This window comes from Brevibacillus sp. WF146, assembly GCF_001673705.2.
Lineage (GTDB): Bacteria > Bacillota > Bacilli > Brevibacillales > Brevibacillaceae > Brevibacillus > Brevibacillus thermoruber.
This window is the reverse complement of the sequence record NZ_CP109943.1, coordinates 819,038-839,507: the sequence shown is the minus strand read 5'-3', so window position 1 is coordinate 839,507 and position 20,470 is coordinate 819,038. Positions and strand designations below refer to the sequence as shown.

General features: G+C 62.6%; 19 protein-coding genes. 1 reads left to right on the top strand and 18 read right to left on the bottom strand.

From position 1 onward, the window contains the following. Window positions 1-39 precede the first annotated feature (39 nt). The 8 genes from coxB to A6764_RS04050 form a co-directional block, all read right to left on the bottom strand. Window positions 40-1,083, bottom strand: coding sequence for a cytochrome c oxidase subunit II (gene coxB / locus A6764_RS04085; RefSeq protein ID WP_029098231.1), 1,044 nt, complete (start codon window positions 1,081-1,083; stop codon window positions 40-42). 298 nt (window positions 1,084-1,381) lie between these two features. After that, window positions 1,382-2,308 (bottom strand): DMT family transporter, encoded by a 927-nt coding sequence (locus A6764_RS04080; RefSeq protein WP_065067283.1) that lies wholly within the window; start codon window positions 2,306-2,308, stop codon window positions 1,382-1,384. Between the two features lie 257 nt (window positions 2,309-2,565). After that, window positions 2,566-2,922, bottom strand: a complete 357-nt coding sequence (locus A6764_RS04075; RefSeq protein ID WP_413541968.1) for a hypothetical protein — start codon at window positions 2,920-2,922, stop codon at window positions 2,566-2,568. Window positions 2,923-3,075: 153 nt separating this feature from the next. Further along, window positions 3,076-4,533, bottom strand: a complete 1,458-nt coding sequence (locus A6764_RS04070; RefSeq protein ID WP_065067284.1) for an MDR family MFS transporter — start codon at window positions 4,531-4,533, stop codon at window positions 3,076-3,078. 23 nt (window positions 4,534-4,556) lie between these two features. Beyond that, a complete protein-coding gene (locus A6764_RS04065) occupies window positions 4,557-4,733 on the bottom strand; it encodes a hypothetical protein (RefSeq protein ID WP_176703294.1) in 177 nt (58 codons plus the stop codon). 81 nt (window positions 4,734-4,814) lie between these two features. Further along, a complete protein-coding gene (locus tag A6764_RS04060; protein WP_029098227.1) occupies window positions 4,815-5,438 on the bottom strand; it encodes a SurA N-terminal domain-containing protein in 624 nt (207 codons plus the stop codon). Between the two features lie 125 nt (window positions 5,439-5,563). Further along, window positions 5,564-5,968 carry a hypothetical protein gene (locus tag A6764_RS04055; protein ID WP_035299407.1) on the bottom strand — a complete coding sequence of 135 codons (405 nt, stop codon included), beginning with the start codon at window positions 5,966-5,968 and terminating at the stop codon, window positions 5,564-5,566. Window positions 5,969-6,143: 175 nt separating this feature from the next. Beyond that, window positions 6,144-6,992: a patatin-like phospholipase family protein gene (locus tag A6764_RS04050; RefSeq protein WP_065067285.1), complete on the bottom strand. Its 849-nt coding sequence runs from the start codon at window positions 6,990-6,992 to the stop codon at window positions 6,144-6,146. Window positions 6,993-7,249: 257 nt separating this feature from the next. Between A6764_RS04050 and A6764_RS04045 the strand changes: the two genes are divergently transcribed. Beyond that, a complete protein-coding gene (locus tag A6764_RS04045; RefSeq protein WP_065067286.1) occupies window positions 7,250-8,110 on the top strand; it encodes a DegV family protein in 861 nt (286 codons plus the stop codon). Between the two features lie 141 nt (window positions 8,111-8,251). On the opposite strand, the gene A6764_RS04040 is transcribed toward A6764_RS04045, so the two are convergent. From A6764_RS04040 to A6764_RS03995, 10 genes are all read right to left on the bottom strand, one after another. After that, complete coding sequence (locus tag A6764_RS04040) at window positions 8,252-8,377, bottom strand: hypothetical protein (RefSeq protein ID WP_255309696.1); 126 nt, start codon at window positions 8,375-8,377, stop codon at window positions 8,252-8,254. 130 nt (window positions 8,378-8,507) lie between these two features. Then, the gene (locus tag A6764_RS04035) at window positions 8,508-8,777 is read right to left on the bottom strand and encodes a hypothetical protein (protein WP_065067287.1); all 270 of its coding nucleotides are present in this window, start codon (window positions 8,775-8,777) and stop codon (window positions 8,508-8,510) included. Next, window positions 8,770-10,188: a radical SAM protein gene (locus tag A6764_RS04030; RefSeq protein ID WP_065067288.1), complete on the bottom strand. Its 1,419-nt coding sequence runs from the start codon at window positions 10,186-10,188 to the stop codon at window positions 8,770-8,772. Before A6764_RS04030 ends, A6764_RS04035 begins: the two co-directional genes overlap by 8 nt. A gap of 3 nt (window positions 10,189-10,191) precedes the next feature. Further along, entirely contained in the window at window positions 10,192-10,968 is a 777-nt protein-coding gene (locus A6764_RS04025; RefSeq protein ID WP_065067289.1) for a prolipoprotein diacylglyceryl transferase, read from the bottom strand. A gap of 163 nt (window positions 10,969-11,131) precedes the next feature. Then, the gene (locus tag A6764_RS04020) at window positions 11,132-11,878 is read right to left on the bottom strand and encodes a DUF418 domain-containing protein (RefSeq protein ID WP_065067290.1); all 747 of its coding nucleotides are present in this window, start codon (window positions 11,876-11,878) and stop codon (window positions 11,132-11,134) included. A gap of 96 nt (window positions 11,879-11,974) precedes the next feature. After that, on the bottom strand, window positions 11,975-14,968 hold the full coding sequence (locus tag A6764_RS04015) for a VWA domain-containing protein (protein ID WP_264622406.1): 2,994 nt from the start codon (window positions 14,966-14,968) through the stop codon (window positions 11,975-11,977). Next, window positions 14,958-16,817: a VWA domain-containing protein gene (locus A6764_RS04010; RefSeq protein ID WP_264622405.1), complete on the bottom strand. Its 1,860-nt coding sequence runs from the start codon at window positions 16,815-16,817 to the stop codon at window positions 14,958-14,960. The genes A6764_RS04015 and A6764_RS04010 overlap by 11 nt, the downstream gene beginning before the upstream one ends. Before the next feature lie 19 nt (window positions 16,818-16,836). Beyond that, complete coding sequence (locus tag A6764_RS04005) at window positions 16,837-17,718, bottom strand: DUF58 domain-containing protein (protein WP_065067291.1); 882 nt, start codon at window positions 17,716-17,718, stop codon at window positions 16,837-16,839. Beyond that, on the bottom strand, window positions 17,715-18,698 hold the full coding sequence (locus A6764_RS04000) for an AAA family ATPase (RefSeq protein WP_065067292.1): 984 nt from the start codon (window positions 18,696-18,698) through the stop codon (window positions 17,715-17,717). Before A6764_RS04000 ends, A6764_RS04005 begins: the two co-directional genes overlap by 4 nt. A 29-nt stretch (window positions 18,699-18,727) precedes the next feature. Beyond that, a complete protein-coding gene (locus A6764_RS03995) occupies window positions 18,728-20,470 on the bottom strand; it encodes a hypothetical protein (RefSeq protein WP_264622404.1) in 1,743 nt (580 codons plus the stop codon).

The following is a 20,470-nucleotide window of genomic DNA, read 5'->3' as shown; positions in this document are numbered from 1 at the left end:
TTTACCTCCTTTTTAGCGTCACTGCCTCATGACGGTCGCTTACTGTTTGTTTTCGTCCTTCACTTCGTCCTTCACACTGAGGGTGTACAGGTAATCAACCAGTGCGTTCACTTGGTCGTCGCTCAGGTTCAGGTTTGGCATGTTGTTGCCCGGCTTCATTTTTTGCGGGTCTTTCAGCCATTCCTCAAGGTATTTTCGCTCGTTCGGCTTGATGCCCGCCACGCGCATGCGGTCAGCAAAGTTGGTCAGGTTCGGACCCAGTTTTCCGCCTTTGCCCGCTACAGCGTGGCAGCCCAAACAGCTCTTTTCGAAAATGGCTTGGCCTTCTGCGGCACTGGCGGTAGCCTTCTTCGGATCGGCAGACTGCACGGTTTTCATCTTCTGTGCCCACTTGTCGAAGTCGGCCTGCTCCATGACTTCCACTTTGAAGTCCATCAGAGCATGGGACGCCCCGCACAGTTCGGCGCATTTGCCGTAGAAGGTGCCGGTTCTGTCGGCCTGCAGCCACATTTTGTTTTCCAGGCCCGGGTTGGTGTCGATTTTACCGCCCAGCGCCGGAATCCAGAACGCGTGGATCACGTCGGCGGAGTTCAGGGTGAATTGAACCTTTTTACCCACCGGCAGCACCAGGTCTTGCGCGGTAGCTACACCGAGATCCGGATACTCGAACTCCCACCAGAACTGGTGAGCGGTTACGTTCACTTGAAGCGCTTCCTTATTGTCGTATTCTTTGGAAAGAGCAAAGCCGGTGGTGACCGTCGGGATAGCCATGATGATCAGAAGCAGGAACGGAATGGCCGTCCATAGGATCTCCAGCGTGTGGCTGCCTTCCACCTGTTTCGGAATGCCCTCTTGTCCCGGACGTTTGCGATAACGGATAAGGACATAGGTCAAGATCAGAATAACAACGATAAAGACGCCGATCATGATGGAGAAGGACAACTTCATCAGATCGAACTGCATTGCTGCAACCGGCCCCTGCGGCTTGAGCGCGGAGAGCTCTTGTATGCCGCAACCGGTTAGTGTCAGCGCCAGCAACCCAAACAGGAAAAGCTGACGCCAAAACTGTTGCCAACTCTTCATACCATTGAACCCCTCTTTCTTTCGTGTTGGTAACATTCCGCCCGCAACCTGCCGTGCAGCCGAATGTTTATTCGTACTCTTTTGTCTGTCAACGATCACTCCGTCTGCTGCTATCCTCCACTATGATACCCAAAGCTGAAAAGTATTAGCAACCGGAGAGCGCGACAAACAAATAGAGTAAGGGCCATTCCCTACACCTACCTCGACTGGTAACCTCTTAAGTATACATAATTTTCTTGGAAGCTCCCATGCCATTTGGAATAAATCTGTTAACAAATTTATGAACAATTTTGTGAAACTATTTTTCAATGGGTTGACAAGCCGATTCTTTTTTGTGAGAGACCCGGCTGTGCAGCGCCATGCCGCCGACGACCAGCAGCATTCCGGCCCACGACCATGCCCCCGGCAGCGGCGCGGACAGCAGGAGCACTTCCAGCAGCACGGCAAACACCACTTCGCCCGCCTGCGTGGCTTCCACCGCGGCCATACGCCCGGGACTGCCCTTGGACAAGTCGGTGGCCTGAAAAAACAGCACCGTCGCCACGATCCCGGACGTCACCGCCACGATCAGGGACTGCACCGTCTGGCTGACGCTGGGCAGTCCCTCCGCCGCCGCTCCCCAGACTGCCAGCAGCAGCCACAGCGGGATGCTGGCCAGCGTCATGCCCAGCACCCGCTGGTAGGCGTCAAGTCGCCCCCGGGTAATTTCCATCATCTTGCGGTTGCCGAGCGGATAGGCAAACGCGGCGACGACAACCGGCACGATCCCGTACAGCGCCTCCTTGACCCCGAGCGCCTTCGCGTGCTCCATCTGCATCAGGGCCACCCCGGCCAGGATGATCAGGGATACGGCCAGTCCCTTGTACGGAATTTTCTGACCCAAAAACGGAACAAGCAGCGAACCGGCGACGATGGTCACCTGCCACGTGCCGGCGATCAGCCAGCCCGGACCGTACGCGGCGGCAAAACTGAGCGGACCGTAAAACAGCCCGAACCCGACGAAGCTCCAGACCAGCCACGCCCACGGTCTGGCCCCCATCTCCCGCCACAGCGGGCGCAGATTGCCGCGCAGCCAGACGATCGCCAGCAGAAACGGGACCATGAACAAATAGCGAAGCGAGGAACTCCAGATCCAACTGCCTCCTGCCAGATCCATCGCCCGGTTGAGCACAAACGTAAAGGCAAAAAAGAAGGAAGCCACAACGCCCAGCACGATCGCCCGCACCACCATCCCCCATTTCTCCCGCCATTTCCTTTTTGCCTCTCCAAGTTGTAGCATATCCCGACCGCCGTCTCCTGTCAAAGCGGCCGCGTCCCCTTTTGGCACCTTCTCCATCTCCCGGGGCGGGATGGATCAAACAGGCGGCGGTTCACACCGGCTGCCGCGAGCGGCGGCGCTTCCCGTCCGACAGGAGGTTTCGGGTCCGACCGGCAAAAAAGCCCCTCGGAAAGCCATCGCGGCATTTCCGGGGGCATCGCATGTCACGCCTTTTCCGCGCGTCCGCTCCTGATCAGCCAGAGGTGCTGCAGGTATTCGGCCACGCCGAGCAGGATGGCGGCAAAACCGGCGCCGATGGGGACGATCCGCGCCCCGGGCAGGACAAAGGCGCTCAGGTTGACGATGAGGAAGGCGGCGATAAAATCGACCGCCGTACTCAGCCACAAGGTGCCGGGCCTCAGCAGAAACAATTCCAGCACGTGTCCGGCGATGGCGAAAAACAGTCCCACGCCGATCGACTGATAGAGGGAGGCGTAATTCAGCTCCGGGAACAGGGCATCGGCGAGGACGACCACCGCCGGGCAGACGAACAGCTTTACGAGCAAACCGGCCACCAGCATCCTTCCTCCTTCTGTTGGACTACCTTCAGTATGTCCGCCGCCGCTGCCGCTTAACCCGCCGGCCCGAGCCTCCGACCCGCCCTGCCGCGCGAACGGCCGCCGGGCGGTACGCGCCGCTTCCCGATCGGCACAGCTCGCCTCGCGCGCCGCAGGCTACGCCGCTTCCTGCCGCTCCTGCCGCGGATACGCCAGCGTCACCACCAGGCTGACGACGGTCAGCAGCGCCAGCACGACAAAGATCTGATGCAGCCCGCCGGCCAGCGCTTCCCGCGCCGCCTGCAGCACGTCCGGCGGGAAGTGCCGGGCCGTCTCCGGGGTGAGGATCTTGTTGACGTCGACGCTCTCCGTCCCCTGGATGCCCTGTACGGACCGATTGAGCATCAGACCGAACAGGGCGATGCCAATCGTCTGCCCCAGCGTCCGGATCAAGGTGTTGGTCGCCATCGCGGCTCCGCGCAGGTTCCAGCCGACGGACAGGACGGCGCCGGTAAACGAGGTAAAGGCAAAGCCGAACCCGAAACCGACGACAAAGGTGATCACAAACAGCATCCCGTGCGGCGTTTCCGCCGAGATCAGCGCCAGCCAGAGCGTCGCCCCGATCAGGGCGATCAGCCCGATCAGCGAGGTGGTGCGAATCCCGATCCGGGCCAGCAGTCGGCCGCTCCACGCCGCTCCCAGCGGCCATCCGATCGACATCGGAATCAGCGTCAGGCCGGAGCCGGTCGCTCCTTGACCGTAGACCCCCTGAATCCACATCGGCAGATAAAAGGAGACGGCCACCAGAACGGCCGCCAGCAGAAAGCCCGCCAGATTGGCTACGCTGATGGCGCGGATGGAAAACAACTGCAGCGGCAGCATCGGTTCGGGCGACTTTTTCTCGATGTAGAGAAACAGCGCCAGGCCGCACGCGGCAGCCGCCAGCAGCCCGACGATCAGCGGCGAATCCCAGGGGTGTTCCGTCCCGCCGCTCAACAGCGCGTACAGCAGCGCGGACATGCTGGCGGTAAACGTCGCGACCCCGGCGTAATCAATATGCTTCCGCTTCTTTTCGATCTGCTCGTGCAAATACATCCCGATCAGGGCGATGGACACGATCCCGAACGGCAGATTCATGTAAAAGATCCAGTGCCAGGAGACGTAGTCCACCAAGAGGCCGCCGGTCAGCGGGCCCAGGATGCCGGAGATGCCCCAGATCCCGCTCATCCACCCCTGCACTTTTCCCCGCTCTTCAAACGGGTAGATGTCCCCGATAATCGTATAGGTAATGGTGATGATGGCGCCAGCGCCCATCCCTTGAAAGGCGCGAAACCAGATGAGCTGTTCCATCGTCTGGGACAGCCCCGACAGCACCGACCCGATCAGAAACAGGCTGGCCCCGACGTTGAACACGATTTTCCGTCCGTACAAGTCGGCCAGTTTTCCGTAAATCGGGGTGGTGACCGCCGACGTCAGCAGGTAGATGGACACCACCCAACTGATCAGATGGAGTCCTCCCAGATCGCTGACGATGGTGGGCATCGCCGTGCTGACAATCGTCCCTTCGATGGCGGCCAAAAAGGTGGCGATCATCACGGCAATGGTCACATTGCGCTTGTTTGAAACGGGTTTCATCGACACATCCTCCACTCCTGCCGTTACCGGCGTTCTTTTCCGCTGGCGCCGTCCGGTTCCGGCCGCTGCAGCGCATCCGCCAGCCGGAACATCAGCCCGGAAAGTTGGGCCGCTCCCCTTCCGCGAATCCGGCAAACGTTTCCCGACTGCTCGCCGCGGCCATTCACCTGCCCGCCGGACAGCGGTGCCGGGCAACGCAATGACGCGGCCACCGACACAAGACGAACGACCTGTGCCGCCGGTAATCATGCGGCCCAGGTCGCCACGTGCACACGCCCTCGCTATTCCTCTTCGCTCGCTTTCTGCTTCGCCAGTACGGGGTCGAGCAGGGTTGGGCCGTACTTTTTCTCCAATCCTTTTATCCACTCGTCTTGGTATTTGGCACGGTTCTTGCCCGCCAGTTTTTCCTTGATTTTCTCCCGCGCCTGTTCCAGGGTGGGCACGGGATTGCCCAGTTTCTCCTTGTTCTTGTCGTAGTACTCCTTGATTTGCTCTTCCGTCACCGGATACGCCTTTTCAAACAGCTTGTCTTTCAGCATCACGATTTTCAGCGCTTCCCGGAACGTCTGCTCGTTGAATCCCTTCTTTTCCAGCGAGCGGCGGAATGCTTCATCCGAGCCCAGCGACTTTTTCAGCGCGTCAACCTGCTTTTCGAGTTCCGCTTCGTCAATCGTGACCCCCTGCTGCTTCGCTTCCTGGGTGATCAGCGCATCCGCGATCAATTGGTCCATGACCCGTATCCCGTACTTGTGTTTCAACGCGTCGCTGAATTGCGACTCGGTGATCGTCACGTCTCCCACCTTGGCGACAGCCGGATCTTCCTTCTCTCCCTCCGAAAGCCCCACCACTGCCAGCGCCAGCAGCAGCACGGCGGCAGCCAGGATGGATACATCAAACTTTTTCATCAGGTCGTCCTCTCTTTCTTCGCACTTCTACGCCATTATGCCATTATAATAGAGAGCGGTTGCGGAAGAAAGATGGAATCACTGTTCCACAACCTTTCCACAATGGTGACAAATTTGTGACAACCCTATAATAAGTACTTGGTAAACAAAGCGGAAATCACGGAGGCAATAACCGGCCCCAAAACCGCCCAAATCTGCAAAAACCGCTCCTGCTTTCTTCCCTTGTCCCCTTCGATCATTTTGGTGAATTGTTCCATGTCGCTTTTGTCGTGGTCCAACAATTGCAGGATCAAGTCCTTCTCCGTCGTGCCCCGTTTCAGCTCCAGTTCCGTCTGCAATTTGGTGATCGCCTGCAGCAGTTCGGCGCGAACCTCCTCCATCCTCTCCAGGCGGTGTTCGATGCGCTCCAGCCATTTGGTCGCCACGGACATTTTTCCTTCCAGTTGGTCGATCCGTTCCTCGAACTTGTCCAGGCGTTGATAGATACGCTGCACGCTGTCCTGTGTCATCTCGTTTTTCCCCGGTGTCATGGCTCCCACCTCCTCCATCTTTCTCTTTACTCCTTATTTATGAGAAGCGGCCGTGCTTTGCTTGTACCACCGCCCCTTGGGGCACCGACAGCAGCAAAACAGGCCCCCGACCAATCAGGAGCCTGTTGACGGGAGCCGCAGGGGAAAAAGGCCCGCACATGGCTGCGGGCTTTCCTCACGATTCGATCCAGCGGCAGAGCGGACCCAGCACCCTGCTCGCATCCTGGTAGCCCAGGGTGTACAAGTCCAGCAGCCGGGCCGGATTGCGTTCCACCCGGCGGATGCGGACCGGTTTGCTCGGCGTAATGACGAAGGCCCGCTTCTCCTCACGCAGCGACCTGATCCGCGCCAGTGTCTCATTGAACCGGCGGTGATGATCGAACAAGACGCGCACCAGATGCTTGTACCGGGGAAACAGCCGCTCTCCCAGCCAGGACAGGTTGACCGGCTGCCGGACGTACTCTTCCGTCCCTGTGCGCACGACAACAATCCGTTCGTTACCGTCCCGAAGCGACTTTTCGATCGGGATCGGGTCGGCCAGCCCGCCGTCCAACAGCGTCACCCCCTGGTACTGCACCACCCCCGACAGCAGCGGAATGCTGCAGGAGGCGCGCACCGCCAGCAGGAATTCCTTGTGCTCGTCTTTGGAAAAGTAGACGCTCTCTCCCGTCTCGAAGTTGGTGGCCGCGACCACCAACTGTTCCGTGGCCTGGGAAAAGACGTCAAACGCCAAAGGACGAATCTGCCAGCGGATCTCGTCAAAGAGACAGTCCAAGCCCAGCATGCAGCCGTGGCGGAACAGGTTGCGCCACGAAAAAAAGCGCATGTCGCACAGGTGTTCAATGTAGATCGACTTGCCCAGTCCTTTTTCCCGCGCCAGATAGGTGAGCGCGTTGCAGGCGCCGGCCGAGACGGCCGCCACGTACGGGGCGATCAGGCCGTGCTCCAGAAAGCAATCCAGTACACCGGCCGTGTAGATGCCTCTCATCCCGCCTCCCTGAAGCACCAGGCCAAACCTGCTCATGCCGTGTCCTCCCTTCCGTCGAGACGGTATCCTTTCGTTAGTATTTCTGGGATGCACACAGACATGCACAGACAAGCGGAGAGCCGGCACCCTGCCGCGGGACGGCGCCTCGCGACTTCTTTCGCCGTCAGCAGGCGGGGCAGCGCGTTCTCGAAGGATGCTCCACGAACTTGTCAAAGAAATCGCGAAAAACGTTCCCCACACCCCCGCCCGTTCCAGTATGATAGGGGTAATGAAGACAAAGGGGGCATTTTTGGTTGAAACAGCGAATTGCTTGGATTACGGACAGCACGGCCTACGTGCCTGATGAACTGCGGGAGAGGCATGACATCCACATCGTGCCGCTGGACGTGATTTTTGAAGACGGAACGTATGAGGATGGGTTCGGGTTGTCCCCCGAGCAGCTCTACGAAAAAATCGACCGCGCCCAAACGGTACCCACAACCTCGCAGCCATCAGTCGGAAAATTCTTGAAACTTTATGAAACATTGGCGGATACGTACGACTGCGCCATTGCCGTCCACCTCTCCAGCCGGTTGAGCGGCACCTACAACGCCAGTCTCAACGCCGCCGGCATGGTGGACTTCCCGATCGAAGTCGTGGATTCGCAAATCGTTTCCTATCCGATCACGGCGTTGATCCTCAAAGGCATCGCACTGGCCGAGCGGGGCGTGGACTTCCGCGCCATCGCCGCCGCGCTGCGCGAAGAAGCGGCCAAAAACGAAAACTACATCGTCATCGGCAGCCTGTCCCAGCTTCACAAGGGCGGCCGGTTGAGCAGCGCCCAGTTCTTCCTCGGCAACCTGCTGCAGATCAAACCGATCTTTCGCATCCGCGGCGGCGTGGTGGAACTGTTTGAAAAGGTGCGAACGGAAAGCAAGGCCGTCAAGCGCATCCTGGAGCAGTTGGAGGCCGCCCGCAAGAAGCACCGGATCACGGAAGTGCAGATTCTGCACGGCAACGTCCTGGAAAAAGCGCTGGAACTGAAGGAATCGATCACAGCCAGATACCAGGACATCCACGTCCTGATCGGCCCGCTCAGCTCGGTCCTGGGCGTCCACGGAGGGCGCGGCACGCTGGCCCTCACCTGGACCAACGAACCGCGCGAACAGGAGTAACCGGCCAAAACAAAAGCACCGTCCGCATCGACGGTGCTTGTCGTTTTCTCCATACGTTTCGGCCCGGCTGCTCCGGACTCCTGCCCCATTCCAGGTCGTTGTGGCCGCCCACCTGTTGGGTGATGAAGCAGGCGCCCGGCTTCATGATCCGCAGACCTCTTCCGGCCGGTACGACTCGTGCCGGTTGATCACCAGCTCAAACATTTCGTCCGCAAACGGAACCGCGGTTTCCGCGTGCAGCCAATCGATCCAGGCTTGTTGATCCATCGGTAAAACTCCTCCCGTCTCATGTGTGTGGGCATGTCTGGTCCGCTCCGTTACACAGGGCGGGCGGAGCTCGAATGGTCAGGCAGCGTTGTTACCTTTCACGGAACAGATGATACACCATCGTCACCTCCTAGTGGGAGAATTGAAAGAGAACGAAGCCGACGCAGGCGGCATTCAACAAAAAGGTAATGCCCATACCGAGCATCATGCCCTGAAGAATGCCGGTTCTGCTTCGAACCGCGATCGCGGTCACGGCGATCACCGGCAGCATGTAGATGAGCTGGGCTACCCCGATAAACAGAAAGCCTTGCGGATAAAAGAACAACAGCAAATGAAGCAGGGCGGTGATACCGATCCCAATCCCCACATCGGCGGCGTGATTCCCCGGTTTGTCAGACATGGCTTCCCTCCGTTTGCCGTTCGTCTCGTATCGCCTTCAGCACCTCTTCCCTGCCGTCCCGATAGAAGAGGTTGTAGGTGTCAAACGGGATGATACGCCCGTCGGGATGGACGATGTGGACACACGACTTCTTGACCGAACGGACGTCAAAATTGTACGGGTCCAAAAACTGCATGATGATGACGCGAAACACGTTTTCGTACCCGATCGCGTCGGGCAGGGCCACCTGCGGCAGACAGCAGAGCAGGCTTTTCAGCGACAGCGCCGACGACTGCGGCGAATGGCTGGTGGAAAACAGGTGAAAGATCCGCTCCTTGAGCGACTGGTCCTGCTCAAACACGATCGTATTGCGGCCCCCTTCCAGCAAAATCTGCGGATCGATCAATCCCGTCAGCGGGGTGACGCTGCCGTTCAGCTTGAGCGCGTACCCCATCGCCAGACAGTCGGGATGACAGGGAACAGGGATGATGTCCTCCGCCGCAAACACGCCGGATTGTTCGACGATCCTCTGCCGCACCTCGCTCAGCGTCAGCCGGTCGCGGGAGGGGTCAAACGCCTCCGTCCGTCCGGCCGCCTGAATCGGCTGAAAGGTGACTCCGCGCACGGCGGGCTGCTCCAGCCCGTACTGGATCACCCGGCCGATTTCCCCGTCGTTCACTCCTTTTTTCAGCGTCACTACCAGCGTGGTGGAGATGTTGAACTCATTCAGATGCTCGACCGCTTTACGGCGAATCTCCCGCAGGTCGGCGCCGCGCAGCTCCATCAGGGCCTCCTTTTCCAGACTGTCAAACTGCAGGTAGATTTCAAACCCTGGCATGTATTCCGCCAGCCGCCGGGCGAACTCCCGATCCTGCGCGATCCGGATGCCGTTGGTGTTGACCATCAGGTGGCGGATCGGCCGCGCCTTGGCCATGTCCAGAATCTCGAAAAACTGCGGGTGAAGCGTCGGCTCGCCGCCGCTGATCTGTACGATGTCGGGCTCCCCTTCGTTGCGGACGACCGCATCCAGCATCTGACCGATCTCCGTGAGCGAGCGCCACGAGGTCCGCTTGGGCGACGATTCCGCGTAGCAGATGGGGCATTGCAGGTTGCAGTGGTCGGTCACCTCCACCAGCGTCAGGCAGCTGTGCTGTTCGTGATCCGGGCAGAGCCCACAGTCGTACGGACAGCCGTAGCGGATCGGCGTGTTCCACACCTGCGGCATCTCCGCCGGTTTGAGAAACTCCCGGCAGCGCTTGTAGTAGTCGACGTCGGTGGAGATCAGCACCTTTTCCCGCCCGTGGCGCGGGCAGTGTTTCCAGAGATAGACCCGCCCTTCCTCGATGATCACTTTGGCTTCCGTCTTGCGCAGGCATTGGGAACAAATGCTGTTGGTCAGTTCGTAGAAGAGATACGGCCTGTTTTTCGGCATGGTTTACTCCTTTCCGTGCAGCGGCACGCTCTTCCGGCGCGGCCACTGCCGCATGAGCGACACATAATAAGCCATTCCCGCCAGACACGCCAGTTGAATGTTGTTCAGTCCCAGGTAGACGTGCGGCGTCGGTTTGATGAAATCAACGAGAAACCGGAAACTCAGATAGCCGAACATGAAGCACTGAAACAGCGCCCCCTCGGGCAGTTCCCATCGGCAGAGCATTCGCCCCCGTTTGACTACGAGAAGAAAGACAGCCAACAGCCCGAGAAAAGCCATTTCGTACAATTGGGTCGGATGTCTGGGCACACCGTCGCCGAAGTCCACGCCGGTGATCCAGCCGGTCGGCGTACCGTGGGTGTGATCGTCCAGGCCCGTCAAAAAGCAGCCGATCCGGCCGATCGCCATGCCGGTGATGAGGGGAAACACCATGTCGTCTCCGGTGGATTGGCGCAGACCGATCCAATTTTTTGTCAACTCCACGCCGATCAAACCGCCCAACAGGCCCCCCACAATCGTCTTGCCTCCCATGACGTACGCCCATTCGTTCCAATGGGCAAGCGTCCTCGCCGGGTCTTCCAGCAAAAACAGCAGTTTGGAACCGATAGCCGCTCCCAGCGTAGCCCCGACCAGCACCCAAAACGCCTGGTTGACGGGAATCCGCCCTTTGCGCCGGGTCAGCAGATAGAGCCGAAAGCCGATAAAATACGCCAGCGCCTCAAAGACAAAGTGCGGATGCAGCCGCAGCGGACCGATGTCGATAAAGACTGGAAAGGTCATGAAAATCATCCTAAAATTTCGTAATTATCTACATTATATCAAAGGAAAGCGATCGACGTATAAAAACTTCCGTCCGCTGTCACTCGCTGGAGCCGGTTCTTCTTACGGCAGAAAAAAGCCCGCCGTCACCTGAAGAATGCGTGACGACGGGGCAGTGGATGTTCTATGCGGACGTGGTAACGCCTCTCCCCACAGCGGCCTTCTCTTTTGGCCTGCCCGAGAACGAAACGTTGGTCCACATGCGAAGCAGCTTTTCAATCGGCCCGCAGCGGAAGCGGCGCATATACCAGTGGCTGCCGGCCGCCTGCACGGCAAAAATCGCGACGGCCAGGAGGATTCCGGCGAGAACGCCGATGTTCCCGAACAAGCCGAGCCCGTACCCGTAAAAAATGGTCGTGCAGATGACCGTTTGCATGAGATAGTTGGTCATGGACAGCTTTCCGACGCTCGCAAACCGGTGGAGCCACGTGGACCATGCCGCCTGCGAAAATACGTATGCCAGAGCGAACAGGTAGCCGAACGCCAACAAGCTGTTCCCCAAGACGTCCGCAGTCCCGCTCCACGCCTCGTCTCGCCAGACGTAGCCGGCGCAAGCCAGCACCACGCCCGGGAGCAGACAAAGAATGGCCCCGTTCCGGTAAAAGGGCCTCTCCCTGTCAGGTTCGTGGAACCAGCGCGCCTTGGCCGCATAGATGCCAAACAGGGCGTACGCCCCAACATCCACGGCGGACGGGGCATAGAGATGAAGTTCGTCCTTTCCCCATATCCCGTATTGAAAAATCAGCATGTTGGCCAAGAGAATGCCGAGCAGGCTGCATCCGCGAATGCCGTCCACGACAGCCAGCCGCTGCCTGTTTTCCTTCATGTTTTTCACCTCGCTGTCATGATACCAGCGCAGGATTATCCTCACGTAAACGCCTGCTTACCGTTTCCTTAATCGCAAATCGCAGCCGAAAAGGGGAACTGCCCGGAACAGGAGAAAACCGCCCGGACGGCGGTTTCCCCCTCATTTCTGTCTTCGCTTTTTCGCGGCCAGCAGGCGGTTGACGGTCTCGCCTGTCTTGTCCGCCTGCGCTTTCCCGCAGTCCGCCTGGGCTTTCCCGCTGTCCGCCTGGGCTTTCCCGCCGTCCGTCTGCTCGGCAGCGGCGCTGTCCGTTGCAAAAGCCCCTGCCGCCGGTCGGCTGCCCGCGCCGGAACGGCTCTGCGCTTCCCCTTGCAGACTGCTGCCGGGTACCTGCGCGGAAAGCGGCATCCCGGCGGGCGAAGCGGCTGCAGCCGACGCGCTTTTCCCCGCAGCGGTCCCCGCCTGCCCTGCCCCGTCGGCCGCTTCCGCCTCTCGCCTTGCCGCCCGGCCTCGCCTCCGCTCTTCCTGCTTTTCTCCCAAGCGGGCAAACACCGACGGATGGCCGGCATTCCCGGCAGACCCGCGCCTGCGGAAGCGGGCCGCAAGCCGTGTCCACCATGCTTCCGGGAGCTGCAGACGGCGGCAGGCAACATCCAGCGGCCAGAGCAGGGCGGCCAGCATCAGCAGCCATTCTCCGATCGGCTGCGTATCCCACTTGGCAGGCAGCCTGCCGGCAAACACTTCGTCCGGACTGGTGATCAGCGCCCCTTCGCCTGCCGCCAGCCATTGGCGCAGTTCGCTGTCCCCGTCCCGGGGCAGACCGTACTCCGGCGAGTACGAGACGGTCAACCCGGCCGTTTCGCTTGCCGTTACATGTCCGCCTGTTTTTTCCGTGATCTGCACCAGGTAGCTGCCCGGTTCGGCGGCGGAAAAACGGCCCTCCAGCGTGCCGGGAGCCACCGGTTTCAGCCGGACAGCCTCCCGCTTCATCTCTTGGTTGACCACCACCGCTTCCAGTTCCTGCGGCAGCTTCTCCCCTTTGGGGACGGTGACCGTCACTACGCCGGTCGTCCCGTCCAGCCGGGTCTCTGCCTTCCAGCGGCCCGTTGTGACCTGGGGCAGCGTCCAGGCCACCGCCTCGTTCCACATCCGGCTGTTGCCCGGCCACGCCACCCAGTCCGGGGCCCATTTGCCCTCCAGATCGCTGGTCCAGGCGACCGACCGGCCCAGTCCGTACTGCCAGCGGATCAGGATCGGATCCTCGTCCCGGCTGGTCAAAAGCTGTTCCGCCGTCTGCTTTGGCGTCGTCGCCACATAGGCGTGCAGCGGCGGCAGGGGCTGGCGGAGCGCGGACCAGTCGGCTCCGCCGGTGCGCGTCGGCACCTGCGGCTGTTCCACGATAAACGTGCGGCTGGCCAGCGCCGTCTCCTTGCTGAAGATTTTCGGCACCGACGTCGCGTCTTTGGCGAAGTAGTAGCGCCCTTTCCCCCATTGGGCGATTTCCTCCAGCAGCGCGGTGTCGGCGTCGTCACCGACGGCCACCGTGGACACGGTGATGTTTTCGCCCGTCATCTGCTGCAGGAGCCCCTGGTAGTCGTCGTTCCGGCCCGACTGCCCGTCCGTCAGCAGGATGACGTGCTTCCGCTGTGTCTGCATCGTCTTGATCCGTTCGTACGCCATCTGCAGCGCCGGGAAAATATCCGTGCCGCCGTCGGCGAAAATGCCGCCGATCTGCCGGTGGATGTCGTCCAGGTCGGTGACGGGCCGGGGCGGAACCACCTCCCAGGGCGTCCCGTCAAACGCGATCACGCCGACCTGATCCTGCCGGTTCAGCATCGAGGTGGCCCGGATCGCCGCCTCTTTGGCCAGCTCCATCTTGTCCACGCCGTGCGCGTCCGCCGCCATGCTCCCTGACTTGTCGATCACCAGCATCAGTCCCAGCGAAGGCAGGTCTTCCTTGCCGCGCAGATCCATATGGACCGGCAGCGCTTCCTCGATCGGGGTCTGCAGCCATCCGCCCATCCCGAAGCTGTCGGAACCGCCGGTCATGATCAATCCCACGCCGAGGTCGCGGACCGCCGTCCGCATCCGCTCCATGTCGGCGTCGCTCAACTGGGTGGCCGCCACGTCGGCGAGGATGATCGACGCGTACCGCTTGTATCCGTCCAGCGCCTTGGGCAAAAGCGACGGGTCCTTCACGTCCGCCTTGATGCTGCCTGCCGCAAGCGCGCTGACCAGGTTTTTCGCCGCGCCGGGATGTCCCTCCAGGACCAGCACGGTCGGGGCGCCTGCCACCTGCGTGTACGCGTGTGCCTGGTTGTTGGTCTGTACCGTGTCACGCTCCGGTTCGATCTCGACCCGGTAGCGCTGAAAGCCCTCCTGCAGCGCTTTTTGCGTAAACAGGAAGCGGTTTTTTCCCTTTTCCACCTGAATGGTCTGCCGGCCCGCTTCCCGGTTCCCCTCGTACAGGCGGAGCGTGGCCCGGGTGGCCGTGGTGCTTTCGACGTCCACCTTGATCGCATACTCCTCGCCCGCGTACAGCCGCTCCGGTACCTGCACGGCCGTGAGAACCACTTCTTCTCCCTGCGGCTGCTGCAGGGAGACCGCTTCGACGGCAATGCCCCGCTCCGCCGCCAGCTTCGCTTCCCGCGCGGCGTCGCCGTGCGTGGCCAATCCGTCCGTCAGGAGCACGATTTTGCCTCGCGCATGGCTGGGGATCATCGCGGCGGCCAGGCGGATGCCTTCGGCCAGATTGGTGGCATGCCGGTTCACTTCCACCCCAACCGGCTGCACCTCCCGCCGGGTCGTCAGCGGCTGGTCCACCGCCGCGTCCGCGCCGACGGCCACCACGCCGAACTGATCCTCGGCCCGCTTCCGCTCCACCGCGTCGCGCATGAACGCGTAGACCCTCGGATCGTCTTTCATCGACGCCGACCGGTCGACGACGAACACCACTGTCTCCGCCCGCACCGGATGGAGAAGCTGCGTCCCGGCGAGCGCCAAAATCAGCAGGAGAAAGACGGCGCCGCGCACGGCGGCGATCACCGTCTTGCGGCTGTTCGGCATCCGGCGCTGGCCGCGCCACCAGGCGGCGATCACCCAGGCGGCGGGAATCAGCAGGAGCAGGAACCACGGCTGCTGCACGTCAATACCCACGTTGATACACCCTCCATTCCGCAAACACCGCCAACAGCGCCAGCGCCGCCAGCCACCCGGTCAGCTCCCGGCTGCCGGCAGCCTGGCCGTCCTGCTGCTTGGCTTCTTCCCTGCCGGACCCGCCGCTTCCGACCGCCAGCGAACGCGGCGCGATGTCCGACTCCGCCTCGTCCATGTGAACGGCAAAGTAACGGACCTGTGCCGTCCCTTCCGCTTCTTCCGTCAACCGGTACAACCCCGTCTGCTCCGGAACCCGGAACAGCCAGGTTGTCCCCTGCGCCTCGACGGCCTGCTCCCGTCCGTCCGGGTAGGTCAGCGTCCGCTTTCCCGCTCCCGGCGTGAGCGGAATCGCCAGCGTCTCTCCCGGAACGGCGGGACCGATCGGAACGGTCTGGGCGGACGACAGCCAGGAGGCCGCATTTTGCATGAAAATCGGGAACGCCGGCCGCAGCGGAAAGTCGGAGTCGTGCAGGTCGAAGCCGACGATGACGGCCCGCCGTCCCGCCATTGACCCGGCCAGGACCAGGTTCGTGTCTCCCGCCTTCACCAGCGGCCGCATGCCCGGCATCTCGTGCACCACGGACGTCCTGGCCACGTGCACGTCCTGCCAATCCACGTACTTCACGAGCGGGTCGTCCGGCCGGAGCGCTTCCGGCCTGGCCTGCACGTCAGCCGCGCCGGCGTACGGCAGCCAGTCCGTTTTCCGGTCGGGAGCGATCACCAGGATGTTTCCCTCCGGCAGCCGGTCGGGCACCACGCCGTCAAACACCCACAAGTCGGCCGCCCCCTCCGTGCCGTCCGGCAGCTCGGAGCGCGTCTCCACTTCCAGACGGCCGACCGTCTGCAGCGCCTGGTGCAAAAACCGGTTTCCCTGCGGACTGACCAGCACCGCCCGCCCCTTTCCGGCGGCAAACGGCACGCTCCACCGCTCGTTGTCCTCTGCCAGCCCGTCCTTTTCCGGTTCGATCACCGCCCGGTAGACAGGGGCGGCGGGCAGGCGTTCAAAGGTAACAGTGCGGGACGACCCGGCCTCCACCGCAAACTCGCTTACGTCCAGCACCTGTTGATCGGGGCCGTAGATCGTCGCCCTGCCCCGCACGGGCTGGCTGCCGTAGTTGTCGATCCTCAGCAGCCCTTCCGTCCCCGCTTGGCCCGGCTGCGTGACGAAGGCGCCGATCGCCGCATTTTCCTTTGCCCGCCCCGCTTGCACGAAGCGAAACGGGCCGGATACGGCCAAGCCGCTCTCCTGTTCGGCCGCGCGGGCGGACCCGCCGTCGCCGAACCACATCACCCCGCTGCCCGGATCCGTCGCCGTGATTGCCGCGGCCAACGAGAGGGCTGCCTGCTGATCGCTCGTCCCCGGACGGGGCGCCAGCGATTGCAGCGCCTGCAGCAGCACCTGCCTGTCCGTGCCTTTGGACACCAGGACCCGCGGCTCCCGTCCCGCCTCGATCAAGGTAATCGCCTGCCCGCCGCTCAGCCGTTCCACGACGCCGCGAGCGGCGTCGACGGCCTGCTGAAACCGGGTGTGCTCCCCTTCCCTGGCCAGCATGCTGCCGGACGTGTCGACGACGAGCACGGTATGGTCGGCAATCGCTCCCGCCGCGGGCACGGCCGGACGGACCAATGCCAGCACCAGCAGGACGGCGGCCAAAAGTTGGAGCAAAAGCAGCAGGTTGCGCTGCAGCTTTTCCCACGGGCGCACCGCTTCCCAGCTCTGCAGCGTCCGCTGCCACAAAAGCGTGCTGGGCACCTCCAGGTCCTCCACGTTTCGCTTGAGCAGGTAGAGGGCGACAATGGCCGGCACGATCAGCAAAAATCCCAGGTTGCCCAACGCCATCCACTGCATGACTGCCTTCTCCTCCTCTCTACCGAATCATCCCCGCCTGCCGGAACACCCGAAAGACGATTTGCTCCAGCGGCGCTTCCGCTTCCACCGCTGTGCAGGCGATGCCCCGTCGGTAGGCGAAACCGGCCAGCTCCGCCTGATAGTCCCGCACGGTCTGTCTGTACTGGTCGACGAGCGGCCGGGTAAGCGACACCTCTTTGAACTGCCGCGTCTCGCTGTCGATCAGCCGCCGCTCTCCCTCGTACGACGGCTCCAGCTCGTCCCGCGCCAATACCTGGACCAGCGCGACCTCCTGCCGGGCAGCCTGCAGATAGGCGATACCCGCTTCATAACCCGTTTCAAACAGAAAATCGGACAAGACGATGGAGATGCCCGGTTTGCCCCGCACCGCGCCCGGTGAGCGGAGCGCCCGGTTGATGTCACCGGTCCCGCCCGCCTGCAGCCCGGACAAAAAGGAGAGCAGGTGGGCCGCCTTGTGTTTCCCCTGCAGATTGCACAGCGACGCCGTCACGTCCCGGTCAAAGGCGTACACCGACACATAGTCGAGGTGGCAGAGCGAGATGTAGCCCAGCGCGGCTGCCAACTGCGCCGCCCGCTCCAGCTTCCGGGGTTCCCCGTAGGCCATCGACCGGCTGCAGTCGATGTACAGCGTTACGTGCAGCTCCTGCTCATCGAGAAATTTTTTCAAAAACAGCTTTCCCGATCGGGCGTAGGCGTTCCAGTCCAACTGCCGCAGATCGTCGCCGGGGGCGTACGGCCGGTAATCGGCAAATTCCAGCGAGCTGCCGAACTGTATGGAACGCCGTTTGCCCGCGTGGGTGCCGCTCGCCATCCGCCTGCTCAACACCTGCATCCGCTCCAGCCGGCTTAGCCACGCCGGGTCCAACAACTGTCCGCTCATGCCTTTTCCTTCTCCAGCGCGGCCAGGATGTCGCCGATAATCCGGTCGGGGCGGATGCCGTTTGCCTCTCCTTCAAAGTTGAGAAACACGCGGTGCCTGAGCGCCGGCAGCGCGACCGCGTCGATGTCCTCGTAGGCCAGGTTGTAGCGGCCGGACAGCAGGGCACGCACCTTGGCCAGCGCCACCATCGCCTGCACGCCGCGCGGTCCCGCCCCGGAACGGACGTACCGGTTAACCGACTCCACCGCCCGCTCGCCGGGATGGGTGGCCAGCAGCAGTTTGACCGCGTAGCGCAGCACCGGATCAGCCACCAGAATGTCGCGCGCCGCCTGCTGGATGTCGGCGATCTCCCGGGCGGACGCCACCTTTTCCACCGCCGCCGGCTGTCCCGCCGTCGTCCGCAAGACGATCTCCCTCAGTTCGTCCTCGCTGGGAAACGGCACGTCGATCTTGATCAGGAACCGGTCCATCTGCGCTTCCGGCAGCGGGTAGGTCCCTTCCTGCTCCAGCGGGTTTTGCGTCGCCAGCACGAAAAACGGCTCCGGAAGCGGCCGGGTGATACCGCCCGCCGAGACGGTCCGCTCCTGCATCGCCTCCAGAAGCGCGCTCTGCGTCTTCGGCGTCGCGCGGTTGATCTCGTCAGCCAGCACGACGTGGGCGAAGACGGGGCCTGGTTGAAACTGGAACGACTGCCGCCCCGTTTCGTCCACGCGCAGGATGTTGGTCCCCGTGATGTCGGTGGGCATCAGGTCGGGGGTGAACTGAATCCGCTGAAACGACAGTTCGAACGCCTGCGCCAGCGTCTTCACCAAAAGCGTCTTGCCCAGCCCGGGCACGCCCTCCAGCAGCGCGTGGCCGCCGGCAAAAACCGCCCAGAGCAGCTGCTCCACCACGTCTTTTTGCCCCACCAGCACTTTTCCGATCTCCTGCCTCACCCGTTCCACCCGGCTGAGGCACTCTTCCACTGCATGTTGTGTCATCGCCACGTCTCCTTGCTTCACGTTATCCGTTACGGTTCGATACTGCTGAAATACGCTTTGACCGCGTCCTGGTAATCGCCCGGAATTTTCCCTTTTTCCAGGCTCTCGCGGGCAAACGCCGCGTACTGGCCGTATACCTCTTCATACGGCCGGGCTCCCCCCGACGACACCTGTGTCGTGGTGCTTGCCCGGGATTGGGAGGGACCGGCTCCGAGCGGCCCGCCCACGGTATCGGTCGGCCCTTCTGCGCCGATGCGGGGCGACGGGACGGTCACCAGTTCATGGCTGCCTGCGCCTAGACCCGCACCCGGGCCCTGGACGCCGCCCTGGCCGGAACCTGCCCCCGCTCCGGCACCGCTGCCGGAGCCCGCCCCGTTCCCGGAGCCATTGCCCGCTCCGGAACCGTTTCCCGCCCCTGCTTGGCTGTTTCCGCCTGCGCTGCCTGCTCCTCCGTCTGCGGGTGTCCCTTGGCCCTGCCGGGAGCCTGCTCCCGAGGAAGCTGTCCCCGCGGCCCCGGAGGCGGGAACTGCCGGTCCCGCGCCGGCCGGTCCCGCTGTTCCCGTGCCGGAGCCCATCCCCGCCTGGCCGCCGCTGCCTGACGGGGAACCGGCCGCCGCCACCATTATCTGCGACTGCTGCAGCGCGGCCATCGCCTGCGCCGCCAGCAGCGCTCCCTGCTGGGCCTGTGCCCCCTGCTGCATGGCCTGCAGCAGGCCGGATTGCAGCAATGCCATGGCCGGCTGCACGCTGCCCTGGGCCAACTGCTCGGCCGCCTGCTTCAACTGCTCCGCCGTCCGGGCCGCGTCTTCCGCCCCGGCAGCATCGGCGGCCTTGGCCAACTGTTCCGCCGCTTTCTGCATCTGTGCGGCGAGAGATTCCTTCTCTTTGGCGGACATCGCCTCCACGGCTTTGGCCGACTGGCGCAGCGCCTCCACCAGCGCCTGCCGGTCGTCGCTGCTCAGTGACGCCGCCGCCTGCCGCAGCCCCGGATGCTGCTCCAGCGACTGCCGCAGACGCTGCAGCGCCGCCTGTTTCGCCTGTTCGGCCTGTTTCCATCGATCCAACCGCTTTTCCGCCGTCTTCAGCGCCTGGAGCCGTTCGGTCTGACTGTCCGCCTCCGCCAGCGCCTTTTTGGCCTGCGCCAGTATCTCTTCCAGCTGTTTTTTCTGCGCGTCGCTCAACCCCTCGGCGGCTTTGGCCTCCTGTTCCAGCTTCGCCACCGCCTCCTGCGCCGCTGCCTGCGCCTCCCGCTCCTGGGCCAGACGAGCCAGCCTTTCATCCTGCGGGTTGGGCCAGAAGAGCAGCAGGAGACAAAGGGAAAGCAGGCATCCTGCCGCGTACGCGGGCCGTTTTGCATCAGGCAGGACGGGGATGCTCTCCAGCACCCGCGGCAGCGCCTCGCGCAGGCGGCGTACGGCGTCCTCCCGCTGCGCGGCGGCAAGCGGCGACGTGTTTTCGCGGTGTTCCAGCGCCGTCACGACCCGCTCCGCCAGCCCCTGACGGTCGGCCAGCAGTGCGCACTCTCTCTCGTCCGGACGGCGAACGAAGGCGACGGCCGCTCCCGCCGCCACTGCGAGCAGGCAGACGGCGGCCGCGATCGCCTTGTAGGACGGGATGGGCACAAGGCGGGCAATGAGGAGAACCAGCAGGCTTCCCCCCAGCCCCCACAGGACGCCCGCCGCGAGCCTTAGCACCAGCTCCCGGACGGTCAGCCGCCTGCGGATCGGCCGGAGCAGCGCGAGCAGCTCATCTTTCTGTTGCCGGGTGGACAC